Raw genomic sequence first — 21,843 nt, forward strand, 5'->3', positions numbered from 1 at the left:
ACCCCGCATCCAGGAGCTCCGACGCCATGACGTACCAAGCCCCCGTGAAAGACATGCTGTTCGTGTTGAACCATCTGGCCGGACTGCCGCAAGTGGCCGCCCTGCCCGGTTTCGAGGAGGCCACGCCCGACACCGCCCAGGCGGTGCTGGAAGAATCCGCCCACTTCGCTGCCGACGTGCTGGCCCCGCTGAACCACCCGGCCGACCGCGAACCCAGCGCCTGGCGCGACGGCGCCGTCACCACCGCGCCCGGCTTCAAGCAAGCCTTCCGCCAATACACGGAAGCCGGCTGGCAGGGCATGTCGCATCCCGTCGAATATGGCGGCCAGGGCCTGCCCGGCCTGATCGGTTCGCCCTGCTCTGAAATGCTGAACGCCGCCAACCTGTCGTTCGCGCTGTGCCCGCTGCTGACCAACGGCGCCATCGAAGCACTGCTGACGGCCGGTTCGCCTGAACTGAAAGAGCGCTTCATCGGCCCCATGATCTCGGGCCAATGGACCGGCACGATGAACCTGACCGAGCCGCAGGCGGGTTCCGACCTGGCGATGATCCGCACGCGCGCGCAGCCGGTGGGCGACGGCACCTACCGCCTGTCGGGCACCAAGATCTTCATCACCTACGGCGACCACGACCTGACCGAGAACATCCTGCACCTGGTGCTGGCCCGGTTGCCCGACGCCCCCGAAGGCGTCAAGGGCATTTCGCTCTTCCTGGTGCCCAAGTTCCTGGTGAACGAAGACGGCTCGCTGGGCGCGCGCAACGACGTCGCCTGCGTGTCCATCGAACACAAGCTGGGCATCAAGGCCAGCCCCACCGCCACCTTGCAGTTCGGCGACGAAGGCGGCGCGCTGGGTTACCTGGTCGGCCAGGAAAACCGCGGGCTGGACGCCATGTTCATCATGATGAACGCCGCCCGCTATGCCGTGGGCGTGCAGGGCATCGCCATCGCCGACCGCGCCTACCAGCACGCGCTGGCCTACGCCGCCGAGCGCGTGCAGAGCCGCCCGGTGGACGGGTCCTCGCGCGAGGCCGTGGCCATCATCCAGCACCCCGACGTGCGCCGCATGCTGGGCACGATGCGCGCGCTGACCGAGGCCGGCCGCGCGCTGGCGTATGTCACGGCCGGCCATGCCGACCAGGCGCACGCCAACCCCGACCCCGAGGCCCGCCGCCGCCATCTGGCCGTCCAGGAATTCCTGGTGCCCATCGTCAAGGGCTGGTGCACCGAGATGTCCATCGATGTAGCCAGCCTGGGCGTGCAGGTGCATGGCGGCATGGGCTTCATCGAGGAAACCGGCGCCGCCCAGTACTACCGCGACGCCCGCATCCTGACCATCTACGAAGGCACGACCGCCATCCAGGCCAATGACCTGATCGGCCGCAAGACCCTGCGCGACGGCGGCGCCGTCGCCCAGGCGCTGCTGGAAGCCATCCGCCAGACGGAAGCGGAGCTGGAATCGCGCAGCGAACCCGCCGCCGGCCTGGTGCTCAAGCCGCTGCGCCAGGCCCGCCTGGCGTTGGCGAACGTGGTGGACTTCGTGCTGGCCAATGCCGCGGGCGCGCCGAACGCCGTGTTCGGATCGGCGGTGCCCTACCTGCTGCTGGCGGGCACCACGCTGGCCGGCTGGCAGATGGCGCGCGCGCTGCTGGCGTCGCTGGACCATCAGGCCGACGACCCGGCTTTCCACCAGGCCAAGATCGCCACGGTCCAGACCTACGCGCTGCACAAATTGACGCAGGCGCCGGGGCTGGCGGCCGTGGTGCTGGGCTCCAAGGACTACGACATCCAGCCGTAGCCGGCCCTGCCGGTGTCTGACCGGAAGACCGCGATTTCGCGGTCTTTTTCATTGGCGCATGGTGTTTTCGCCGTTCCTGCGGCCCCATTAAACATATAACTAAAAAGAATAAAGAACCAGAATAAACATATTTAAAATCATTAAACGGACACCGGAAACCCTTTGCCCGTAGGCAAGGCGCCAGCCGCATCAAGGCGCGATTCACAGGATTCCCCATGTTCCGCACGCTTCTGGCTGTCACCCTGATTTCCGCCGCCGCATCCGCCCAGGCCGCGCCGCCCGCGCTGGAAATCGGCTACCTGCCCATCCTGCCCGATGCGCAGCTATTCATCGGTCTGGAAGAAGGCACCCTGCAGGCCAAGGGTGCGCCGGCGCCGAAGCTGGTGCAGTTCCAAAGCGGCCCGGCCTTGACCCAGGCGCTGATCGCCGGCCAGTTGGACGCCGCCTATGTCGGCATCGGCCCCGCGCTGGTCGCGCGCGCCAAGGGCGCGGACATCAAGGTCGTGGCTTCGAACATCGTCGAACAGGTCAATGTGGTGGCGTTGGGCCCCCTGGCGCCCTACTTCGCCTCCGGCGACCCGGCCACGGCGTTCGCCCGCTTCGCCAAGGACCACGGCCGCAAGCCCGTGCTGGCAAGCTACCCGAAGGGCGCCGTGCCCGAAGCCGCGCTGCAGTATTGGCTGCGCAACCAGATCAAGGCCGACCCGGCCAGCGTCGAACTGATCTACCAGGGCGAAGCCCAGATCCAGCAATCGCTGCTGACCGGCGCCATCGACGGCGCGGCGATCCTGGAGCCCACTGTCACCACCGTGCTGACGCGCGCGCCGGAATCCCGCGTGGTCGCGCGCGGGTCGCAGCTGTTTCCGAAGCAGCCCGGCGCCGTGCTGCTGGTGCGTGAAAAGCTGATCGCCGAACAACCCGGCACCGTGCAGCAACTGGTGGACGCGCACCTGTCCGCCACCGCCCTGTTGAAGAACGATCCCGCCAAGGCCGCGGGCTACGTGCAGAAGTACGTGGGCGGCGGCCGGCTGGACCGCGGCCTGGTGGAGAAAGCCATCCGAAGCTCACACGACCAGTTCGTGGCGGACCCGCACGCCATCATCGACGCCACGGCCGAACTGCAGACGTTTCAGGCCACGCTCGGCACGGTCGAAGCGCCGCCCGTCGACGTGAAACAGCTGTTCGACACCCGCTACTACGACAAGGCCGCCCAACGATGAACCAGGCAATCGGCCACGCCGCCCCGGCGCCCGCCGCGCCAGCCGCCGGACGCAACGGTCCGCCGCCCTGGCGGGCGGCCGCGCATCGGGCCGCCTACGGCATCGCGGGGCTGATCCTCTTCATCGGCATCTGGAAGGCCGCGCTGATCTGGGAATGGGCGCCGCGCGGCACCTTGCCCGACCCGTTCGCGCTGCCCGCGACGCTGGCCCAGGAATGGGGATCGGGCCGCTTGCTGCCCGCCATCGGCTCCAGCCTGATCCATTATTTCTGGGGGCTGGCGCTGGGCACGGCGCTGGGTTTCAGCGTGGGCCTGGCCGCGGCCACGCTGCCGCGCTTCGACCTGACGCAAGCGTATCTGGCCCGCATCCTGCGCCCGATCCCGCCCCTGGCGTGGGTGGTGTTCGCCATCGCCTGGTTCAAGGTCAGCCACGCGGGCGCGGCTTTCGTTATCGCGATCGGCGTGTTCTGGGTGAACTATTTCGCCACCTACAGTGCCGTGCGCAATGTGGACCCGCGCTATTACGAACTGGCCCGCGCGTTCGGCCATGGCGGCTATCTGGCGCGCGCGTTCTCGGTGACGCTGCCGGCCATCGCCCCCGGCGCCTTGTCGGGCGTGCGCACCGGCATCGGCCAGGCGTGGATGACGCTGATCGCCGCCGAACTGCTGGGCGTGCCCGGCATGGGCCAAGAGATGAACGCCGCCGCCGGCGTGGGCGCCTACGATGCCGTGGTCGTCTACATGCTGATCATTTCGCTGGTCTACACGATCTGCGACCTGGCGTTCTCCGCCGTCGAAGGGAAGGTGCTGCAATGGCGTCCGTGATCGAATTCTCGCAGCTGGCCTATCAGCACCCGGGCGCCGCCGCCCCCGTCATCCAGGGCCTTTCCCTGCACATCGAAGCGGGCAGCTTCGTCGCGGTGGTCGGCGGCTCCGGCGTGGGCAAGTCCACCTTGCTGCGCGCCGCCGCAGGCCTGGCCGAGCCCTCGGCCGGCGCGGTCCGCTTCCACGCGCAGCCGCGACCGGGACGCCGCACGCGCGCCGTCGTGTTCCAGGACAGCCGCCTGATGCCCTGGCGCACGGTCGGCGGCAATATCGGCTACGGCCTGGAAGGCCTGGGGCTGGACCGCGAGGAAAAGACGCAGCGCATCGATGCCGCGCTGCGGCTCACCGGCATGGGCGACTACGGCCGGCGCTGGCCGCACCAGTTGTCGGGCGGCCAGGCGCAACGCGTGGGCATCGCGCGTGCGCTTGCGGTCAAGCCCGACCTGCTGTTGATGGACGAACCGTTCAGCGCCGTCGACGCCATCACCCGGCGCAATCTGCAGCAGGAACTGATCCGCGTCTGGCAGGGGTCCGGCGCCGCCGTGCTGTTCGTCACGCACGATATCGAAGAAGCGGTGTTCCTGGCCGACAAGGTCGTCGTGCTGGGCGGGCATCCCGCCAACGTCGTGGGCAGCTACGACATCGCCCTGCCGCGCCCGCGCGACCGGGGCGAGGCTGCGTTCGCCGCGCAAGTGGCCGCCATCGCGCACACGCTGGAACACCACTGACCGCAATGCGGACGCCGCCTGCGCGCCCGCCTCAGCACCGCAGTGCCGCTGCCGCCGCCTTGCGCGGCAGCGTCGCCGCCCAGAACAGCAGCGCGGCCACACTGATGCCGGCGCCCAGCACGCACACACCGCCCCACCCGGCCCGCGCATAGACCGCCGTCGACGCGATGGCCCCCAGCCCGCTGCCCACCGCGTAGAACATCATGTAAGCCCCCACCAGCCGGCTGTGCGCCTCTGCGCTGATGCTGAAGATCATCGTCTGGTTGGTCACGTGCAACGCTTGCAGCGCCACGTCCAGGATCAATACGCCCAGCGCCAGCGCCCACAGGCTTTGGTCCAGCAGGGCGATGGGCGCCCACGCCAGGCACAGCAGCAGCAAGCCCGCCGCGGTGGTGCGCTGGCCCAGGCCGCGGTCCGCCCACCGGCCGGCACGCGCCGCCATCAGCACGCCCAGCACGCCCACCAGCCCGAACGCGCCGATCGCCGTGTGAGACAGGGAATACGGCGGCGCGGCCAGCGGCAACACCAGCGCCGTCCAGAACGCACTGATCGCGGCGAACATCAGCAGCGCGATCATGCCGCGCACACGCAGCACGGGTTCCGTGGCCAGCAGCGCATACAGAGACCGCAACAGCGCCCAGTACGACAGGTCGGCGACGGGCAAGCGCCGTTGCGGCAGGCGGCGCATCAGCACCCAGGCCAGCAGGGCCGCCAGCGCCGCCGACACGAGATACACCGCCCGCCATCCCCACGCGTCCGCGACCAGGCCCGCCACCGTCCGCGCCAGCAGCAGCCCGATCACCACCCCGCCCTGCGCCGCGCCCACGACCCTGCCACGCTCCGCCGGCGCCGCCAGTGCGGCGGACAATGCCAGCAAGCCCTGCGTCATCGCGGTGCCCAACAAGCCCAGCGCTACCATGCCCGCCAACAGCCACGGCGTGCTGCCCGCCAGCGCCACGGCGCCCAGCGCCAGCACCAGCAACCCCAGTTGCCCGATCATCAGCCGGCGCCGGTCCAACAGGTCCCCCAGCGGAACGACAAACAGCAAGGCCAGCGCGCATCCCAGCTGAGTGGCGCTGACGACGATGCCTACCGCGCTGTCGTCCAGCATGAACTCGCGACCGATGGCGTCCAGCAAGGGCTGCGCGTAATACACGTTGGCCACGCTCAGCGCGCAGGCCACCGCCAGCAGCATCACCAGCCATGTCGGCATCGGCGCGCCGGCATCGGGTTCGGAGGCGTCGGATCGGGTGGGCATCTGATTTCCAATATGGTTTTATTACGAAACCAGAATGCTAGATCTTAAGGTTTTATAATGCAACCATAAAGTTCGATCCGCCGTCACCGCCATCCTCTTGCTGAAAGGGCCCGACATGGTCAAACGCACCAGCCTTGAAGGCGCCGCCTGTCCGGTGGCGCGCTCGTTAGACGCGATCGGCGACTGGTGGTCGCTGTTGATCGTGCGCGACGCGTTCGACGGCTTGCGGCGCTTCGGCGAATTCCAAAAGAGTCTGGGCGTCGCCAAGAACATCCTCAGCGACCGGCTGCGCACGCTGGTCGCCCACGGCATTCTTACCGCCGCGCCGGCATCGGACGGCAGCGCCTACCAGGAATACGTGTTGACGGAAAAGGGCCGCGCCCTGTTTCCGGTCATCGTGGGCTTGCGCCAATGGGGCGAAGACCACTACTACGCCCCCGCCGAAGCGCACTCCACGCTGATCGACCGCAAGCGCGGCCAAACGGTGCGCCGGCTGGAGATCCGCGCGCAAGACGGGCGGCTGCTGGATCCGGAAGACACCGTGGTCCAAAAGACCACGCCGAGCGCCTAGGGCCGGGCCGCCTGCCCGGCAAAACCGGCTCAAGACGTGGGCCACTGCCCCGTGGCCAGCGCCGTCGGCGAATACGCGTCGAACGTCCAGCGCAGCGCCAACGCGCCCGGCCGCCATACCGCGCGGCGCACGTCCACGCGCCACAGGCGCTCTGCGCCGGCGAAGGCGGCGATCTCGGGGCTGTCCAGGATCACTTCGGCCCGGCCCGTCACCTGCAGGATGTCGCCGCGCGCGAAGTCGATGAAGACGAGGCCCGCGCGCGGATTGGCCGCCAGGTTGCCCAGCGTATTGAAGAAGCGGTTGCCCGAGAAATCGGGGATGGTCAGCACGTTGCCGTCCACCCGCACGAAGCCGGGTTTGCCGCCGCGATGCGACACGTCCACGGCGCGGCCCCCGCGCGCTTCGGCGTCGACATAGCTCGCCACGAAAAACGTGTCCGACGCCGCGATCAATGCGCGCGCCGCGTCGTCCAGCCCGTCGCGTTCACGTGGCGTGCCAGGAAAGCGCAACGACGGCGCGCGCGAAAAATGGAAATCGCGCGACTGGATGTACTGCGGGCAATTGCCGAACGACTGCGCAACGGCGACATCGAAGCGCTTGCCGTCCCAGGCCGCGACCCGGCCGTTCATGCGGTTGCGGCGCCGGGTGTGCAGTTCGATCCCCAGCAAGCCGACGGCCCGGTCCGGGCCCAGGCCGGCAAGCAGCGGATCGTCGGCGTCCGGCACCGCCGCCACGCGCAAGATCCGCGGGTCAGGCGACACCGCGAATCCCGGCAGCCCTTCCAGCACGCCGGCCCACGGGTCGCCCTGCCCGTCCACCGTGCCCATCACCAGGAAAGGCAGCTGCGCGAAGAATTCGCGGTGCTGGTCGGGCATCTGGTCGCGCACGATCTTGGGGCCGATCTGCGCCATGCGATCGGCCACGCCCGCGCGGGCTTGCAGCAGCCGTTCGCCCGCGTGCCACGGCGGCGCGTCCAGGACAGGGTCGGATAATGGGTTCATGGCGGGTTCCTTGCCGGCCGGGCGCCGACGTTCAGGCAGCCAACAGGCCCGCGGCCGTGCTGTCCATCGGCACGAAGCGCGGCAACGCTTCGATGCGGGCCAGCCAGGCGCGCACCCGCGGATAGTCCGCCAGCGACACGTTGCCCTCGGGCGCATGGGCCACATAGGCATAGCAGGCCACGTCCGCGATCGTCGGCGTGTCGCCCGCCAGGAAGTCCCGTTGCAGAAGTTCGCCGTCCATGATGGACAGCAAGGCATGCGCGCGCGCCAGGGTGGCCTCCACGTCGAACGGTGCGCCGAACACCGTCACCAGCCGGGCCGCCGCCGGGCCGCCAGCCAAGGGGCCCGCGGCCACCGACAACCAGCGCTGCACCTGGGCCGCGCCGGCGGCATCCTCGGGCAGCCAGGCCCCGCCGCCATGGCGGCGGGCCAGATAGACCAGGATGGCGTTGGAATCCGCGATCACGACGCCGTTATCGTCGATCACCGGCACTTGGCCGAATGCGTTCATCGACAGGAATTCAGGACGCTTCTGTTCCTTCTGGCGCAAGTCCACGTCGACGCGGCGGTGCGGCACGTCCAGCAAGGACAGCATCAGCGCGACGCGGTGCGCGTGACCGGACAAGGGGAAGCTATAGAAGGTCAACGGGGCGGTAGCCATGCGGGTTCTCAAGAGGATGAATCGTGGCTCCATCTTGGCCCCGCAGGCGCCGGAGGGGAACAGCCAGCCGCCGCAAGACACTCTTGCGCGCAGTGAAAGAAACGCCGGGTCAGGCCGGCAGCGCGGCCAGGTCGCGGCGCAGGGCCTGCACGCAGAAGTCGACGAAACTGCGCACCTTGGCCGAACTCTTCCGCCCCTCGGGATACACCACGTGCACCGGCATCGGGGGCAGTTCGAATTCGCGCAGCACGACCTGCAGGGCGCCGCTGGCCAGATGCCGGGCCACCTGGTAGGACACCACTTGCGTCAGCCCCCACCCCTCGCAGGCCGCCAGCACCGCGGCCTGGAACGACGTGACCGTCAACTGCGAATCCACGTTCAGCCGCCTGGGCTGGCCGTCCTGCTGGAAGCGCCATTGCGCGCCGCGCCCCTCCATGGCCGCGGTGATCGTGCAAAAGCGCGCCAACGCGTCCAGGTCCGTGGGCGCGCCATGTTCGCGCAGGAAATCCGGCGACGCGCACACGACGCGGCGCACGTGCCCCACCGGCACGGCGGTCAGGGTCGAATCCGGCAAGGCGCCGATGCGCACGGCCACGTCCACGCCTTCGTCCAGCAGGTTCACGACGCGGTCCACCAGCAAGGTGCGCACCGACACATCGCGGTGCAGCCGCAGATAGCCCAGCACGGCCGGCATCACGTGCAGCTCGCCGAAGAACGCGGGCGCCGTGATGCTGAGCGCGCCGCGCGGCGCCCCCATCGCGCCGGCGGCGGCATCGTCGGCCTGCTCCACGTCGTCCAGGATGCGGCGGCAATCGGCGGCGTAACGCTCGCCCGCTTCGGTCAGGCGCAAGCTGCGCGTGGTGCGCACCAGCAGCAAGGTGCCCAGGCGCCGTTCCAGCGCCGCGACGCTGCGCGTCACCGAGGGCGCGGACATGTCTAGCCGCCGGGCGGCGGCCGCAAAGCCGCGGGCCTCGGCCACGGCCAGGAACACGGTCATTTCATGGAATCGATTCACGGCGGTTGTCTCCGGCCAAGGCGCGCGGGGCGCTGTCATGAATGCATTGCCGCACGATATCGCCCAACGCGGCGGCAACGGGGTCGGGCTGCGCCTGGGCCTGGTACAGCGACAGCGCGATCATCGGCAACGCCGGCAAACCTTGCTCACCCGGCGCCAGGGCGCGGACCGTAGCGGGCAGGCCCAACGGCGTGCGCACCGCCAGCCCCAACCCGGCGGTGACCGCTGCCCACAAGCCCGCCAGGCTGGGGCTGGTGAAAGCGGCCAGCCACGGCAGGTTCGCGCGGTCCAGCGCCTGGGTCGCGCCGTCCCGGAACAGGCACGGCGCTTCGAACGCGACAAGCGGCACTTCGCCGTCGTCATGGAAAACAGACGCTGCGGGCGTTGCCGGGCCGATCCAGCACATTGGAAGCTCCAGCAGCCGCTGGCCGTGCGGCATGCGCGCATCGTGGTCCCAGGCCAACGCCAGGTCCAGCTGCCCCAATGCGACGCGTTCCAGCAGATCGGCATTGCGCGCGACGCGCGCTTCGATCCTGACCTTGGGATGCGCCCGGGCGAATTGGCCCAGCACCTGGGGCAGCAGCATTTCGCCGAAGTCTTCCTGCAGGCCCAGGCGGACCCGGCCCTGCAGTTCCGCGCCGCGCACGGCGCGCGAAGCCTGATCGTTCAGCGCCAGCAGCCGGCGGGCGTAGGCCAGCATCGTTTCGCCCGCCTCGGTCAGCGCCAGGCCGCGGCCTTCCTTGCGCAGCAGCGGCACGCCCGCCTGTTCCTCCAGCTTTTTCAGCTGGGCGCTGACGGCCGACGTGGACCGCCCCAGCCGATCCGCGGCGCGCCCGAAACTGCCCAGGTCGACGCCCGCGACGAAGCTGCGCAACACATCAAGGTCGAACGTGGCCGGCCGCATGAATAGTCCTGAATTTTTAAACTATCTAACCAATATTTCCTGATTTTCAGAAGATTAGCAGACGCGCAGACTGACCGGGTCCTTTTCTTCAATGCGATCCGGAGCCTTGCATGACCCTGCCTGTTCTTTCCGCTTCCCTGGCCGACGCGCAACGGCCCGCCCATCGCTGGAAGGTGCTGGCGGTGGGTGTCGCCGCCAACGCCGCCTTCTCCGCCGCCGCGGCCGGACTGCCCACGACCGCGGTGTTCATGCGCTCGGGCTACCGCCTGGACAACGACCAGTTGGGCCTGGCGCTGGGGCTGATGGGGCTGGGCGTGGCGCTGTTCGAATTGCCTTGGGGCTTGCTGACCGACCGCTGGGGCGACCGTCCCGTGCTGCTCACCGGGCTGGGCGCGACATCAGCGGCGCTGGCCTGGATGAGCGGCTTCGCCTCGCCGGACGCCGCCGGGGCGCCCAGCCTGGCGTTGCTGGCGTTGGGCCTGGTGCTGGTCGGCATGCTGGGCGGCAGCGTCAACGGCGCCAGCGGACGCGCGGTGATGGCCTGGTTCGACGAAGGCGAACGCGGCCTGGCGATGAGCATCCGGCAAACCGCCGTACCGTTAGGCGGCGGTCTGGGGGCCCTGCTGCTGCCGTGGCTGGCGGCGCACGCGGGCTTTGACGCGGTGTACGGCGCGCTTAGCCTGATGTGCGGTCTGGCCGCCGCGCTTGCCGTGGTCTGGCTACGGGAACCCGCGCGCGACCGGGCTGCCTCCGCCTCAACGGAAACCCCGGCCCGACCGGCCGCCTCGCCGCTGCGGGACGGCCGCGTCTGGCGGGCCGCCGTCGCCATCGCCATCATGTGCTGCCCGCAATTCGCGGTGCTGACGTTCGCCACCGTGTTCCTGCACGACTTCAGCCAGGCCGGCATCGGCACGCTGACGGGCGTCATGGTGGCGGTGCAATTGGGCGCCATGGCGGCAAGAATCGCCGCCGGACGTTGGACGGACCGCCACGGCGACCGGCGCGCATTCCTGCGCCGCTGCGTCGGGTTGAGCAGCCTGCTGTTCGCGGCGCTGGGCGCGGTGGCCTGGGCGGTCGACGGCGCGCCGGCCCGCCCGGGCGCGGTGCTGGCCGCAGCAAGCCTGCTGGCGGCGGCGGGCATCTGCGCCTCTGCGTGGCATGGCGTGGCGTACACCGAGCTGGCGACGTTGGCCGGCGCGCCCCGCGCGGGCACGGCGCTGGGCATGGCCAACAGCTGCGTCTACCTTGGCTTGTTCCTGACGCCACTGGCGATCCCGCACGTGGTCGCGGCAAGCTCGTGGCCGTTCACCTGGGTGATCGCCGGGCTGTGCATGCTGGCGGCATTGCCGCTGTTACCCAAACCCGCGCCGGCGCCCAAGGCGGTTGGGGCCAAGACGCTTGAAGCCAAGACGGTTGCGGCCGCAGGCCGCGCTATGTCTGGAACTCGCGGCTCAGCCAGTCCAGGAACGCCTTGACGGGCGGATGGCGTTCGCGGCCCGGCGCGCACAACGCGGTGTAGGCTGACCCGGCCACGCGCACTTCGGGCCGGTACGCCGCCAGCGTTCCCGCCCCCACGCTGTCCGACACCATGACGGAACTGGCCAGGACCAGGCCCTGCCCGGCGATGGCCGCCTGCAGGGCATAGTGCTCTTCGGTGTAGGCATGCACCGCGGCCGGCTTGCGCCACGCCGGCAAGCGCGCCGCCTCGCACCAGGCCTGCCAGCCTTGGTCATACAGCTGGGAATCACGCCAGCGCACCGTCACCAGCGCCGGCGCGCGCCTGTCCGCCTGCGCGACCATCGAGGGCGCGCCGTACACGCCGAACCATTCCGGCAAGCGGCATGCAGCATGCAGGGCCGGATAGGCGTGCGGGCTGTACCGGATCGCCACGTCCACGCTGGCGTCCTGCAGCAAGTCCACAGGGTCCGCGCCGGCATTCAAGCGCAACTGGTATTGCGGATAGGCATCGTAGAAGCGCCCCAGCCGGGGCACCAGCCACAGCGCCGCGAACGAATGCGTGGTGGACACGGTCAGCGCGCCCGACGCCGGCGCGGGCCGCAGGGCATCCAGGGTCTGGGCGATATCCAGCAAGGCGCCATGCACGCTGACGAACAGGCGCGCGCCGGCATCGGTCAGCCGCACGCCGCGCGGCACACGGTCGAACAGCGCACACCCCGCCTGCCGTTCCAACGCCTTGATCTGATGCGACACCGCAGTGGGCGTCACGGCAAGCTCGGCCGCTGCCGATTTGAAGCTGCGCAGCCTGGCCGCCGCCTCGAAGGCGCGTAGCGCCGTGACAGGAAGAGAAGCAAACATGGAGCGTCGCCCTACGCATGAAATGAATTCATCTTAATCAAGGAATCGTCATTTGTCGTCTGGCGCAGGGCTGCCTAAAGTTTCATTCATTCTTTTCATTCACACCGGCAGTAAGCCATGCCGCACCCAAGGAACCAACATGAATTCAAATCATCACAAAAAGCGACTGCTCATCCTGGTGGGCAGCCCCCGGCGCGACGGCAACAGCGCCGCCCTGGCCGCTGCCGCGCAAGGCGGCGCCGACGCGGCGGGCACGGCCACCACCCTGTTGTTCCTTGACGACTATATCCAGGGTTTCCTGCCCGATCTGCGGCACGGATCCGCGCCCGCCGACCGCTACGCCGAGCTGTTCCTGGAACATTTCCTGCCCGCCGACGGCCTCCTCGTCTGCACGCCGGTCTATTGGTACGGGATGTCCGCGCAGGCGAAGGCGTTCTTCGACCGGTCATTCACCCACTACGCCGGCTCGGGCCCCGAGCCGGAACGGGTCAAGGCGGCGATGACCGGCAAGCGGCTGGGCCTGACGGTCGCCTCCGAAGAGACCTACCCGGGCGTGGCGCTGGGCATCGTGCATCAGGTGCAGGAATACGCCCGCTACACCCATTCGGACTTTGTGGGCTATGTGCACGGCGCGGGCAATCGGCGCGGCGAAGTCGCGGCGGACCCGCGCCAGCCCCTGCTGGCGGCGGAGCAACTCGGCGCCGCCTTCTTCACGCGAAAATATTCCGACTACCGGATGGAGACGCCGCGCGCTCACAACGTGTGGGATGCGCCGGCCCGTTGAAGCACGCCGGGCGTGCTGCCGTAGACCTGCTTGAAGACGCGGGTCAGGTGCGCCTGGTCCGCGAACCCCACGGCCTGGGCGGCCTGCGCCAATGGCAGGCCGTCGCGCAGCAGCACCCGCGCGCGCGCCACCCGCCAATTGCGCAGCCAGGCCTGCGGCGGCAGGCCATAACGGCGGGCGAACTGCTTGACGAGCGTGGTGCGGTGGCGGCCCTGCGCCTGCGCCAGCGCTTCCAGGTCGGGCGCGCACGACGGATCGGCGGCCATGCGCTCGCGCAGCAACGCGCAGACGTCGGGCGTACCGGCCGGCGCCGGATCGCACGCGTTGGCGTGCGCGGCCAGCAGCCCGAACAGCGCGGCGGAAAGGCGCTCGGATCGCGCCGCGTCCGGCATCGGGTCCGGCGCCAGCGCGGCCAGCCATTGGGCGCAAAGGCCGGGCGCCGCGATGACGGGCCCCGGCAAGCGCGCCCCGCCGGCGAACAAGGTGCGCGCGTGGTCGTCGAACCACGGGGCATCGATGTAGGCCATGCGATACGCCAACGGCGCAGCCGAGGTGCCGCCGGTATGGACCTGCCCGGGCGCGATCACCACCAGGTCGCCTTCACCCGCGGCATGGGCTTCGCCATGCACGGTGAATTCGCACGAGCCGTGTTCGATCGCACCGATGGACCAGGCATCGTGGAAATGCGGCGCATAGCGATACGCGCGCAGATCCGCGATCAGCACGTCGCCGGGCAGGCCGGCGCTGCAGTGCCAGATGTGTCGAGAAACCGCCATGGTGCATTCAGGCCGATGCGGCTAGCCGAAATAGCGCCCGTCCGACGTCAGGGAACGGGCCAGCAGCCACGCGTTGCGAGGATTCTCCCCCACCCGGCGGATGGCATAGGGCCACCAGTCGCCGCCGAACGGAAGATAGACCCTGACGTTATAGCCCATGCCGCGCAGGGCCAGTTGCCAATCCGGCCGCACGCCATAGAGCATTTCGAATTCGAAACCGTCCGGCGTCCACCCGCGCTCGCGCGCCAGCGTCATGATCGCGCCGGCCAGGCGGTCGTCGTGCGTGCCGAAGACAGGACGGAAGCCGGACTGGCGCGCCTCATGCGACAGCATGATGGACGCCGCATCCAGATATGCCTGATCGATGCGCGCGCGGCCAGCGTGGTCCAGCTCGCGCTCCGGAAACGCACCCTTCACCAGGCGCAGCGAGGTCCGCTGCCGGATCGCCCACGCCAGGTCTTCCGGCGTGCGCCGGCGCCTGGCCTGCAAGGTCAGGCCAGCGGGCAAACCCGCTTCCAGCATGTGCCGATGCAGCCCGCAGGTGCGGTCGCGGATGCCGGAATCCTCCATGTCCAGCACCACCCAGTCTTGCCCGCCGCCCGCCGCCCGCGCCACCGCCGCGCCGATGCGCCGGGCGTTTGCCTCGCCCCGCGCGTCGCTGTCCATGTAGCCGATGGCGGTCGGGTCCACGGACACGTGCGCGTCCAGGCCCGCTTGGCCCAGCGCATCGCAGGCGGCGATGGCCCGGGAGACGTTGTGTTCGATCGCGGCCGGGTCCGCCACGTACTCGCCCAGATAAAAGAGCGACGCCCGGATGCCGTGCACGTCGCGCAGCCGCAACGCGGTCTGGACGGCCGCATCCACATCCGCGCCGCCGACGAACCGGCGCGCCAGTGACGTCCGGGCGGCCACCGCCCGCATCGCGCGGCCCATCATGGGGCTGCGCGCCAGCGCGATAGTGGTTCTTTGGAAAAGGCTCATGAGCGCTCCCGCTAAAGCGACGCACTATTGCGCAGCGGGGCGCGCCTGTATTGAACGCCCGTGAACCCGCGCGCTAGCGTTTGCCGGCTGCGGCTGCGGCCGCAAGCGTTCCGGCCGGTGCCCGGCGCACCAGGGGCCGCTGCACCGTCTGGGCCAGCAGCACGCCCGCCAGCGTCACCGCGCCGCCCAGCACGTGGTAGGCGTGCAGTTGCTCGCGCAGCATGACGAACGCCGCCAGCGCCGTGAACAGCGGCAGCAGATTGATGAAAATGCTGCATCGGTTGGGGCCCAGCCGGTGCACGCCTTCGATCCACAGGTACGACAGCAGCACCGACGAAAAGATGCCGGCATAGAGGATCAGGGGAATGGTGTTGACGTCCAGCGCCGCCTGCGCGGCCGGCACGCGCAGGTACAGCGGCAGCATGTAGAGCAGCGCGAACATCGACTGCACGAAGGTGGACTGCCAGGCGGGGACCGGCACTTTCCAGTGGCGCAGCAGCACGCCATACAACGCGTACGACAAGGCGGCCAGCAGCATCAGGCCGTCGCCCGCATGGATGCCGTGCTGGAACACGCTGAGCATGTCGCCCTGCCCCACCAGGTACAGCAGCCCCAGGAACGACATCACGCCGCCCGCGGCCATGCCCAGCGTCAGGGGGTCGCGCAGGATGACGACGCTGAGCAGCATGCTCAGCAACGGGATCAGCGCCGTCAGGATGGCCATGTTGGTGGCGGTGGTCGTTTCGGCCGCGCGATACGACAGCGCCTGGAACACGGCCGAGGACAAGGCACCGTACAGCGCCAGCTTGGGCCAGTGCCGCAGGATGGCCTTGCGGTTGCGCCAGGCCGGGCGGGCCGTGAACAGGCTCATCAGGAACAGCGCCAGCACCAGGCGGTAGAACGTGATCGCCGTGGGCGAAATGGCGCTGGCCGCCAGCTTGGACACGATGACATTGCCCGCCCAGAACAGGATGGCGAACAAGGGGAACAGGTAGGACATGATAAATACGCTCGCAGGAGGGGATCGGATCCCCCGGAACCAGCGCCGCCAAGGCGGATGGCACGGGGTGACCGCTATCCTATTGAGCGCGCACGGGCCCGTCTGCCGATGAAAAGGCAGCAGCTATCGCAAAATGGACATTCCGACCGGTCCCGCCAAGCCGGCCATTCCGGTCCCCGCGGCAATCACGGCCGGAACGGCGCCGGGTCCAGCGGCAACTCCAGACCGGCCATCTGCGCGGTCAGCAAGGCCGCGCTGCCGCAAGCGAGGGTGAAGCCCAACGCGCCCTGCCCGATGTTCAGCCACAGGTTGTCGGCAGCGGCGCTGCGCCCGATCAGCGGCTTGCCCGTCGGCGTGGCGGGACGCAGGCCGGCCCAAGGGATGGCCTGGCGCAAGTCCAGCCCCGGAAAAGCCTCGCGCACCTGCCGTTTCAGCAGATCCACGCGGGACGGTTCGATATCGGCGTTGGCGCTGCCGATATCGACCATGGCCGCGATCCGCAGCACGCCGCCCACACGGGCGTAGACGATGCGCCGTTCATAGTCCGTCACGCTGATGCGCGGCGCGACGGCGTCATCCGCCGACAGCGGCACGCTCAAGCTGTAGCCCTTCAACGGGTACAAGGGCACATCCTGCCCCAGCGGCTTGAGCAAGGCGCGCGTGCCCACGCCGGTGGCCAGCACGACGGCGTCGGCGCCGATGTCCCCGTCCCGCGTGTTCACGGCCACGATGCGGCGGCCTTCGCGCTGCAAGCCGGACACGGGATTGGACATGGCGCATTCCACGTTGCCCAGCGCCTGCAGGCGGTCGAACAAGGCTTCGGTGAACTGGCGGCAGTCGCCCGCCTCTTCACTGGGGGTGTAGATGGCGCCGGCCAGCTTGTCGCCCATGGCGGTCAGCGCGGGTTCCATCGCCAGCGTCTGGGCGGCGTCCAGCACCTGCTGGTCCGCGCCGTGCCCGGCCTGGTACGTCACCAGCGCGCGCGCCTTGTCCAGCAAGGCCGCGCTGCGGTAGGCAATCAGCTTGCCGTTCTTCAAATGGCCGAAATCCAGGTCTTCCTGCGCCAGCAAGGTATGCATGACGTCGCGGCTCAGGTAGGACAGGCCCAGCAATTGGGCCGTCGATGCGCGGGCGACCGACGCGCGGCACGCCAGCGCGAACTGCAGGCACCAGCGCCATTGATGCGGATCCAGCCTGGGCCGGAAACGCAACGGGGAATCCTCGCGCAGCAGCCAGCCGGGCACGCTGGGCAACACGCCCGGGCCGGCCAGCGGCGCCACGTAGCTATAGCTGAGCTGGCCGCCATTGGCGTAGCTGGACACCTCCGCCGGGCGCGCCTGGCTGTCCACCAGCACGACATCGTGACCCTGGCGCGCCAGGAAATAGGCGGACGTCACGCCAACGACGCCCGCACCGATTACGCAAACGCGCATGCCTGCCCTCTGAAAGAAGTCTGTTTACCGCCCCATCGGGGGGAGCGCCCCAAAGCAAGAAATGGGGAACAGCCTCATTCTGGAGTGTTGGACGCGCAGGCGGCAAATGCCAAACCCGGCAGCATCCATAACAAAACGTCATGTCCCGCCTCAGGCGGCGCGATGCAGCTTGATGATCGCCGCGGCTGTGGGATCGCGCACCAGGTCGGCCAGCGTGTAGCCGTTGAGCGCGTCGTAGAAGGCGTTGAGCGTCTGCGCCAGCACGCCCGACAGGCGGCAGGAGCCGTCCAGGGCACAGGGCGGCTCGCGGCAATCGATCAAGGGCCCCTGCTGTTCCAGTTCGCGGATCAGGTCGCCCACCTGGTAGTCCGAGGCCGGCCGCGCCAGGTTCAGGCCGCCGCCCTTGCCGCGCGCCGTGCTGACCCATTCCCGCTGCGCCATGAAGTGCACCACCTTGACCAGGTGATGGCGGGACACGTCGAAGCGCCCCGCGATCTCCGGGATGGTGACGGCGGCGGGCCGGTCGCGGCATTGCGTCAGATACATCAGCACGCGCAAGCCGAAGTCGGTGAATCGGGTCAGTTGCATAAGAGAGAGGACGGGTGCCTGGCGGCCCAGGCGGATCAGGCCGCCAGAATACACCCGTCAGGCCGGCGCGCCGCCGGTGCCGAACGCTTCGGCATGGATACGGTCAGGCCCCACGCCCATCGCCAGCAGGGCTTCGCGCTGCGCCAGCATGAACGGCGCGGGTCCACACAGGTAGTAGTCCGCGCCGGGCACGATGACGTCGTCGCGGATGGCCCGCAAGTCCAGGCGGCCGGCGTGGTCGTAGTCGCGCCCCGGTTCGTCGTCGCGGCCGATCTCTTCATAGAACACCGACTTGCGCACGTTGTCCCGTTCGGCGGCGATGCGGTTGACGTGGTCTTTCATGGCATGCACCGATCGGTTGCGGCAGCCGTGCACAAAGCGGATCTGGCGCGCATCGTTGTTGCGCACCAGGTGGTTCAGGATCGACACCATCGGCGTCAGCCCCACGCCGCCGCTCAGCAACACGACGGGCGCGTCGCTGTCCGTCTTCAGATGGAAATCCCCCTGCGGCGGCGCCACGTCCAGCACGCCGCCCTCTTCCAGGCGGTCATGCAGGGCATTGGACACGCGGCCCGCCGGCGTCTGCGCCCCGGCCGGTTCGCGCTTGACCGAGATGCGCAGGCGGTCCTGCCCAGGCGCATCCGACAAGCTGTATTGGCGCGGCTGCATCAGCCCCAGTTCGGGCACGTAGACGCGCACCGACACGTATTGGCCCGGCTGGTACCCGGGCACGGCGCCGCCATCGGACGGCGCCAGGTAGAACGACGTGATTTCAGCGCTTTCGGCCTGCTTGCCGACCACGCGGAATGCGCGCCAGCCCGTCCAGCCGCCCGGCTTTCCGGCCGATTCGGCATACAACCGCGCCTCTTCGCCGATCAGCAGATCCGCCAATTGGCCATAGGCGGCGCCCCAGGCGTCGACCAGCTCGTCGGTCGCGGCCTCGCCCAGCACCTCGCGGATGGAGGCCAGCAAGTGCTTGCCCACGATGGCGTAGTGCTCGGGCCGGATACCCAGGCTGACGTGCTTGTGCACGATGCGAGTCACAACAGGCATCAGCACGGAAGGATCGTCGATGTGTTCGGCGTAGGCCGTGACCGCGCCCGCCAGCGCGTGCTGCTGCTGGCCGCCGGCTTGATGGGCCTGGTTGAAGATGTGCTTCAGTTCGGGGTTGTGCTCGAACATGCGCGCATAGAAATGGCGCGTCAGCGCTACGCCATGCGTCTTGAGGACGGGGGCCGTGGCTTTGACCAGCGCACGGATTTGGGGGCTCAACATCAGGGGCTCCTTGCGTTGCGAGCGGGCTCGCTTTTAAAGATGCATTTATAATACATCTTTAAAAGCGCCAGGCAAATTACGCTGGCGCGATCATGCCCCGGCAGACTGCCAATGACCGATAAGCGTCACTGGCGGCAACGGGCACGCCGCTACCGTCCTCCACTGCGGTGACATTGCGTTATCACTTGGTGCCAGCCAGACCATCGACGCCATCCACGCATCCCCCACCCGCCAGCTGCACGCCCGCCACGCGCCTGCCGGCGCGTTCAGGCGCCATCCGCCGCGCGCGTCCGGCATCAGGCCGACCGACGCCATGTCGGCCGGAAAATCCAGGCCGGCCGCCTTGATGAAGGCTTCTTTCAAGGTCCACAGCAGATAGAAGCGCGCCAACTGCGCAGCGCCCTCCAGCGCCGCCAGCGCCGCGGCTTCGGCAGGCGAACAGATCCACGCCGCCAATCGCGGGACGTCGCGCGCGCGCATGCGCTCCAGGTCAGCCCCCAGCCTCCAGCCAGCGGGCGCCTGGGCGCAAACGGCATGGCCGCCGCTGTGGCTCAGCGACAGGACGGCGCCTGGCGCCATCGATCGCCTGGCCTCGTGCAGCAAGGCGCGGCTGACCTGCCAGTCGTCCCGTCGCGCCTGGCGGCTGCCGCTCCCCGGCGCCCGGTGGACATCCTCGGCCGACAGATCTTTCTCTTGATAGAGAACGGCGGCGCTTTGGTCCGCCCAGTACATGAATAGTTCCTGAATTTCCACAGCAACAAGTAACCAGTTATTCCAGATAAACAGCCGCTTACCGTGACGAAATGGCTACAAAGTAACCATCAAAAACAAAATCAATCCCGAGCGGCATAGTAGAATCGCGCGCTATGTTGACGTTCTCAATCGCGCAATGGCAGGGGTGGGCGCAAGGAATCGAGACGCCCGCGGACTGGTTGCAGTGGGCCGAACATCCTTACTGCCCCCTCGCGGATCAACGCGCGCCCCGCCTGGACTTCCTGCCGCCGATGCAGCGCCGCCGACTCAGTTCGCTGGCCCGTGCGGTGTTCGAGTGCGCGTGGCCGCTGGCTGCGGAACGCCCCGGCATGCCATTGGTGTTCGCGTCGCGCCACGGGGAAACCACACGCAATTTCGGCCTGCTGCAAGCGCTGGCGGCCGATGAACCCCTGTCGCCCACCGCCTTTGGCCTGTCCGTGCACAACGCCATCGCTGCGCAGTGGTCGATCATACGCCGCGAAACCGCCGAATCCATCGCCCTTTCCGTCGAAGACGATGGCCTTGAACATGCCTTCATCGAAGGCGCCCTGTTGTTCGGCCAAGGCCACGAAGACGTCCTGGTGGTGCTGGCGGAAGAACGGCCGCCCGCCCCCTATGCCCCCTGGATCGACGACGCGCCGTACACCTATGCGGCCGCGTTCCACCTGCGTCCCGGCACGGAATGGACGCTGGCGATGTCGGCCACCACGGACGGTGCGCAGCCTGACGCCGCGCAAGCCTGGCCCAACCCCCTGAACCTGCTGCGCCACCTGGCACTGCGGACGCCCGCCTGGGCGCACCAGCATCACGCCCGACGCTGGACCTGGACACGCAACGCATGACAAGCACCACGCAATCCCGGCAGGACTTCTGGCTTTGGCGCCTGGTCGCCACCGGCATGGCCTTCACGATGTTTGGCCTGGGCGGCGTGCTGCTGCGCGTGCTGGTCTTCCCGCCCCAGCGCCTGTTGCCGGGCGGCAAGATGGACCGCCAGCGCCGCGCGCGCTCGGCCCTGAACCGCACCTTCCAGTTCTTCATCCGGTTCATGGTCCGCGTCGGCATCCTGACGGTGGAATTCAAAGGCGCCGAACGCCTGGGAAAGCCGGGGCAGATGATCCTGGCAAACCACCCTTCGCTGCTCGACGTCGTATTCCTGGTCGGCCACGTCAAGAACGCCAACTGCATCGTCAAGCACGGGTTGGCCGCCAACCCGTTCACGCGCGGCCCGATCGCCAACGCCGGCTACATCACCAACGACGAGAGCTTCGACATGTTCGACCGCGCGGCCGACGTGCTGCGCAATGGCGAAACGCTGATCGTCTTTCCGGAAGGCACGCGCACGCCCCCGGACGCGTCGCCGCAGTTCCATCGCGGCGCCTGCGCCATCGCCCTGCGCGGGGCGCGCATCGTGACGCCCGTGGTCATCCAGATGACGCCGCGCAGCCTGACCAAAGGCGAGCCCTGGTACCGGATCCCGCCGCGCCGGATGCGCTACGTGATCCAGGTGGGCGACGACATCGACCCGGCCGTGTGGAGCAGCGCGCACCCCCTGCCGATTGCCGGGCGCAAGATGAATGCCTGGCTACATGCCTATTTCGAAACCGAGCTGGCACGCAATGCGCCGGCCGGCGCTCTCATGAACGAACAACCCACCCAAAGCGGTGGTAGCGGAGTCTAAGCGGGATGAATGAATTGGAACTTGAGCTCAAGACGCTCGTCATCGAATCGCTGGGTCTGGAAGACATGACGCCTGGCGACATCGCATCCGACGCCCTGCTCTTCGGCGACGGACTCGGGCTGGACTCGGTCGACGCGCTGGAACTGGGCCTTGCGGTACAAAAGCGCTACGGCATCACCATCGATCCCGAAACGCGCAACATGCGCGAGCATTTCACCAGCATCAATAGCCTGGCGGCCTTTGTCACCGCGCAACGGCGCGCCTAACGCATACGGAGTCCA

General features: G+C 68.7%; 23 protein-coding genes. 10 read left to right on the top strand and 13 right to left on the bottom strand.

Annotated elements, in window-relative coordinates; genetic code table 11:
* Positions 1-26: 26 nt before the first annotated feature.
* From A9973_RS12905 to A9973_RS12920, 4 genes are all read left to right on the top strand, one after another.
* Entirely contained in the window at positions 27-1,796 is a 1,770-nt protein-coding gene (locus A9973_RS12905) for an acyl-CoA dehydrogenase (RefSeq protein ID WP_183014165.1), read from the top strand.
* A gap of 215 nt (positions 1,797-2,011) precedes the next feature.
* A complete protein-coding gene (locus A9973_RS12910; RefSeq protein ID WP_183014166.1) occupies positions 2,012-3,016 on the top strand; it encodes an ABC transporter substrate-binding protein in 1,005 nt (334 codons plus the stop codon).
* Positions 3,013-3,840, top strand: coding sequence for an ABC transporter permease (locus tag A9973_RS12915; protein ID WP_255469144.1), 828 nt, complete (start codon positions 3,013-3,015; stop codon positions 3,838-3,840). Before A9973_RS12910 ends, A9973_RS12915 begins: the two co-directional genes overlap by 4 nt.
* On the top strand, positions 3,828-4,568 hold the full coding sequence (locus tag A9973_RS12920) for an ABC transporter ATP-binding protein (RefSeq protein WP_183014167.1): 741 nt from the start codon (positions 3,828-3,830) through the stop codon (positions 4,566-4,568). The genes A9973_RS12915 and A9973_RS12920 overlap by 13 nt, the downstream gene beginning before the upstream one ends.
* A gap of 31 nt (positions 4,569-4,599) precedes the next feature.
* On the opposite strand, the gene A9973_RS12925 is transcribed toward A9973_RS12920, so the two are convergent.
* Entirely contained in the window at positions 4,600-5,826 is a 1,227-nt protein-coding gene (locus tag A9973_RS12925; protein ID WP_183014168.1) for an MFS transporter, read from the bottom strand.
* Positions 5,827-5,941: 115 nt separating this feature from the next.
* Between A9973_RS12925 and A9973_RS12930 the strand changes: the two genes are divergently transcribed.
* Positions 5,942-6,397, top strand: a complete 456-nt coding sequence (locus A9973_RS12930) for a helix-turn-helix domain-containing protein (protein WP_183014169.1) — start codon at positions 5,942-5,944, stop codon at positions 6,395-6,397.
* Between the two features lie 29 nt (positions 6,398-6,426).
* Here the strand turns inward: A9973_RS12930 and A9973_RS12935 are convergent, their stop codons facing one another.
* The 4 genes from A9973_RS12935 to A9973_RS12950 all read right to left on the bottom strand — a co-directional run bounded on the left by A9973_RS12935 (position 6,427) and on the right by A9973_RS12950 (position 9,978).
* Complete coding sequence (locus A9973_RS12935; protein WP_183014170.1) at positions 6,427-7,398, bottom strand: pyridoxamine 5'-phosphate oxidase family protein; 972 nt, start codon at positions 7,396-7,398, stop codon at positions 6,427-6,429.
* A 31-nt stretch (positions 7,399-7,429) separates the two neighbouring features.
* Positions 7,430-8,059, bottom strand: coding sequence for a glutathione S-transferase family protein (locus tag A9973_RS12940; RefSeq protein WP_183014171.1), 630 nt, complete (start codon positions 8,057-8,059; stop codon positions 7,430-7,432).
* Between the two features lie 109 nt (positions 8,060-8,168).
* Positions 8,169-9,074: a LysR family transcriptional regulator gene (locus A9973_RS12945; protein ID WP_183014172.1), complete on the bottom strand. Its 906-nt coding sequence runs from the start codon at positions 9,072-9,074 to the stop codon at positions 8,169-8,171.
* Positions 9,058-9,978 (bottom strand): LysR substrate-binding domain-containing protein, encoded by a 921-nt coding sequence (locus A9973_RS12950; RefSeq protein ID WP_183014173.1) that lies wholly within the window; start codon positions 9,976-9,978, stop codon positions 9,058-9,060. The genes A9973_RS12945 and A9973_RS12950 overlap by 17 nt, the downstream gene beginning before the upstream one ends.
* A 110-nt stretch (positions 9,979-10,088) precedes the next feature.
* Here A9973_RS12950 and A9973_RS12955 point away from each other — a divergent pair, with 110 nt between their 5' ends.
* Positions 10,089-11,453 (top strand): MFS transporter, encoded by a 1,365-nt coding sequence (locus tag A9973_RS12955; RefSeq protein WP_183014174.1) that lies wholly within the window; start codon positions 10,089-10,091, stop codon positions 11,451-11,453.
* Here A9973_RS12955 and A9973_RS12960 read toward each other — a convergent pair.
* On the bottom strand, positions 11,410-12,294 hold the full coding sequence (locus A9973_RS12960) for a LysR substrate-binding domain-containing protein (protein WP_183014175.1): 885 nt from the start codon (positions 12,292-12,294) through the stop codon (positions 11,410-11,412). The genes A9973_RS12955 and A9973_RS12960 overlap by 44 nt on opposite strands.
* 139 nt (positions 12,295-12,433) lie before the next feature.
* Between A9973_RS12960 and A9973_RS12965 the strand changes: the two genes are divergently transcribed.
* Positions 12,434-13,078 (top strand): flavodoxin family protein, encoded by a 645-nt coding sequence (locus tag A9973_RS12965; RefSeq protein ID WP_183014176.1) that lies wholly within the window; start codon positions 12,434-12,436, stop codon positions 13,076-13,078.
* Here A9973_RS12965 and A9973_RS12970 read toward each other — a convergent pair.
* From A9973_RS12970 to A9973_RS13000, 7 genes are all read right to left on the bottom strand, one after another.
* A complete protein-coding gene (locus tag A9973_RS12970) occupies positions 13,048-13,854 on the bottom strand; it encodes an AraC family transcriptional regulator (protein ID WP_183014177.1) in 807 nt (268 codons plus the stop codon). The two genes, A9973_RS12965 and A9973_RS12970, sit on opposite strands and share 31 nt — an antisense overlap.
* 21 nt (positions 13,855-13,875) lie before the next feature.
* A complete protein-coding gene (locus A9973_RS12975) occupies positions 13,876-14,835 on the bottom strand; it encodes a proline dehydrogenase family protein (RefSeq protein ID WP_183014178.1) in 960 nt (319 codons plus the stop codon).
* A 73-nt stretch (positions 14,836-14,908) separates the two neighbouring features.
* Complete coding sequence (locus A9973_RS12980; RefSeq protein WP_183014179.1) at positions 14,909-15,835, bottom strand: DMT family transporter; 927 nt, start codon at positions 15,833-15,835, stop codon at positions 14,909-14,911.
* 185 nt (positions 15,836-16,020) lie between these two features.
* Positions 16,021-17,268: a D-amino acid dehydrogenase gene (locus A9973_RS12985; protein WP_183014180.1), complete on the bottom strand. Its 1,248-nt coding sequence runs from the start codon at positions 17,266-17,268 to the stop codon at positions 16,021-16,023.
* Between the two features lie 150 nt (positions 17,269-17,418).
* On the bottom strand, positions 17,419-17,856 hold the full coding sequence (locus A9973_RS12990) for an Rrf2 family transcriptional regulator (protein WP_183014181.1): 438 nt from the start codon (positions 17,854-17,856) through the stop codon (positions 17,419-17,421).
* A gap of 57 nt (positions 17,857-17,913) precedes the next feature.
* A complete protein-coding gene (gene hmpA / locus A9973_RS12995) occupies positions 17,914-19,131 on the bottom strand; it encodes an NO-inducible flavohemoprotein (RefSeq protein WP_183014182.1) in 1,218 nt (405 codons plus the stop codon).
* Between the two features lie 90 nt (positions 19,132-19,221).
* Positions 19,222-19,863, bottom strand: coding sequence for a 4'-phosphopantetheinyl transferase superfamily protein (locus tag A9973_RS13000; protein WP_220805496.1), 642 nt, complete (start codon positions 19,861-19,863; stop codon positions 19,222-19,224).
* 134 nt (positions 19,864-19,997) lie between these two features.
* Between A9973_RS13000 and A9973_RS13005 the strand changes: the two genes are divergently transcribed.
* The 3 genes from A9973_RS13005 to A9973_RS13015 are packed head-to-tail and all read left to right on the top strand — an operon-like array spanning position 19,998 to position 21,828.
* Positions 19,998-20,726, top strand: coding sequence for a beta-ketoacyl synthase chain length factor (locus tag A9973_RS13005; protein WP_183014184.1), 729 nt, complete (start codon positions 19,998-20,000; stop codon positions 20,724-20,726).
* Entirely contained in the window at positions 20,723-21,562 is an 840-nt protein-coding gene (locus A9973_RS13010) for a 1-acyl-sn-glycerol-3-phosphate acyltransferase (protein ID WP_183014185.1), read from the top strand. Before A9973_RS13005 ends, A9973_RS13010 begins: the two co-directional genes overlap by 4 nt.
* A 5-nt stretch (positions 21,563-21,567) precedes the next feature.
* Entirely contained in the window at positions 21,568-21,828 is a 261-nt protein-coding gene (locus A9973_RS13015; protein WP_183014186.1) for a phosphopantetheine-binding protein, read from the top strand.
* Positions 21,829-21,843: the final 15 nt, after the last annotated feature.

Source organism: Achromobacter sp. UMC46, from assembly GCF_014170335.1.
Taxonomy (GTDB): domain Bacteria; phylum Pseudomonadota; class Gammaproteobacteria; order Burkholderiales; family Burkholderiaceae_B; genus Achromobacter.

Coding starts and splice junctions, on each gene's coding strand:
- A9973_RS12910 (WP_183014166.1), top strand. CDS start 2,012: ATGTTCCGCACGCTTCTGGCTGTCACCCTGATTTCCGCCGCCGCATCC.
- A9973_RS13005 (WP_183014184.1), top strand. CDS start 19,998: ATGTTGACGTTCTCAATCGCGCAATGGCAGGGGTGGGCGCAAGGAATC.
- A9973_RS12950 (WP_183014173.1), bottom strand. CDS start 9,978: ATGCGGCCGGCCACGTTCGACCTTGATGTGTTGCGCAGCTTCGTCGCG.
- A9973_RS12920 (WP_183014167.1), top strand. CDS start 3,828: ATGGCGTCCGTGATCGAATTCTCGCAGCTGGCCTATCAGCACCCGGGC.
- A9973_RS12965 (WP_183014176.1), top strand. CDS start 12,434: ATGAATTCAAATCATCACAAAAAGCGACTGCTCATCCTGGTGGGCAGC.
- A9973_RS12990 (WP_183014181.1), bottom strand. CDS start 17,856: ATGCAACTGACCCGATTCACCGACTTCGGCTTGCGCGTGCTGATGTAT.
- A9973_RS12940 (WP_183014171.1), bottom strand. CDS start 8,059: ATGGCTACCGCCCCGTTGACCTTCTATAGCTTCCCCTTGTCCGGTCAC.
- A9973_RS12905 (WP_183014165.1), top strand. CDS start 27: ATGACGTACCAAGCCCCCGTGAAAGACATGCTGTTCGTGTTGAACCAT.
- A9973_RS12955 (WP_183014174.1), top strand. CDS start 10,089: ATGACCCTGCCTGTTCTTTCCGCTTCCCTGGCCGACGCGCAACGGCCC.
- A9973_RS12980 (WP_183014179.1), bottom strand. CDS start 15,835: ATGTCCTACCTGTTCCCCTTGTTCGCCATCCTGTTCTGGGCGGGCAAT.
- A9973_RS12985 (WP_183014180.1), bottom strand. CDS start 17,268: ATGCGCGTTTGCGTAATCGGTGCGGGCGTCGTTGGCGTGACGTCCGCC.
- A9973_RS13010 (WP_183014185.1), top strand. CDS start 20,723: ATGACAAGCACCACGCAATCCCGGCAGGACTTCTGGCTTTGGCGCCTG.
- A9973_RS12930 (WP_183014169.1), top strand. CDS start 5,942: ATGGTCAAACGCACCAGCCTTGAAGGCGCCGCCTGTCCGGTGGCGCGC.
- A9973_RS12975 (WP_183014178.1), bottom strand. CDS start 14,835: ATGAGCCTTTTCCAAAGAACCACTATCGCGCTGGCGCGCAGCCCCATG.
- A9973_RS13000 (WP_220805496.1), bottom strand. CDS start 19,863: ATGTACTGGGCGGACCAAAGCGCCGCCGTTCTCTATCAAGAGAAAGAT.
- hmpA (WP_183014182.1), bottom strand. CDS start 19,131: ATGTTGAGCCCCCAAATCCGTGCGCTGGTCAAAGCCACGGCCCCCGTC.
- A9973_RS12915 (WP_255469144.1), top strand. CDS start 3,013: ATGAACCAGGCAATCGGCCACGCCGCCCCGGCGCCCGCCGCGCCAGCC.
- A9973_RS12970 (WP_183014177.1), bottom strand. CDS start 13,854: ATGGCGGTTTCTCGACACATCTGGCACTGCAGCGCCGGCCTGCCCGGC.
- A9973_RS12960 (WP_183014175.1), bottom strand. CDS start 12,294: ATGTTTGCTTCTCTTCCTGTCACGGCGCTACGCGCCTTCGAGGCGGCG.
- A9973_RS12925 (WP_183014168.1), bottom strand. CDS start 5,826: ATGCCCACCCGATCCGACGCCTCCGAACCCGATGCCGGCGCGCCGATG.
- A9973_RS12935 (WP_183014170.1), bottom strand. CDS start 7,398: ATGAACCCATTATCCGACCCTGTCCTGGACGCGCCGCCGTGGCACGCG.
- A9973_RS13015 (WP_183014186.1), top strand. CDS start 21,568: ATGAATGAATTGGAACTTGAGCTCAAGACGCTCGTCATCGAATCGCTG.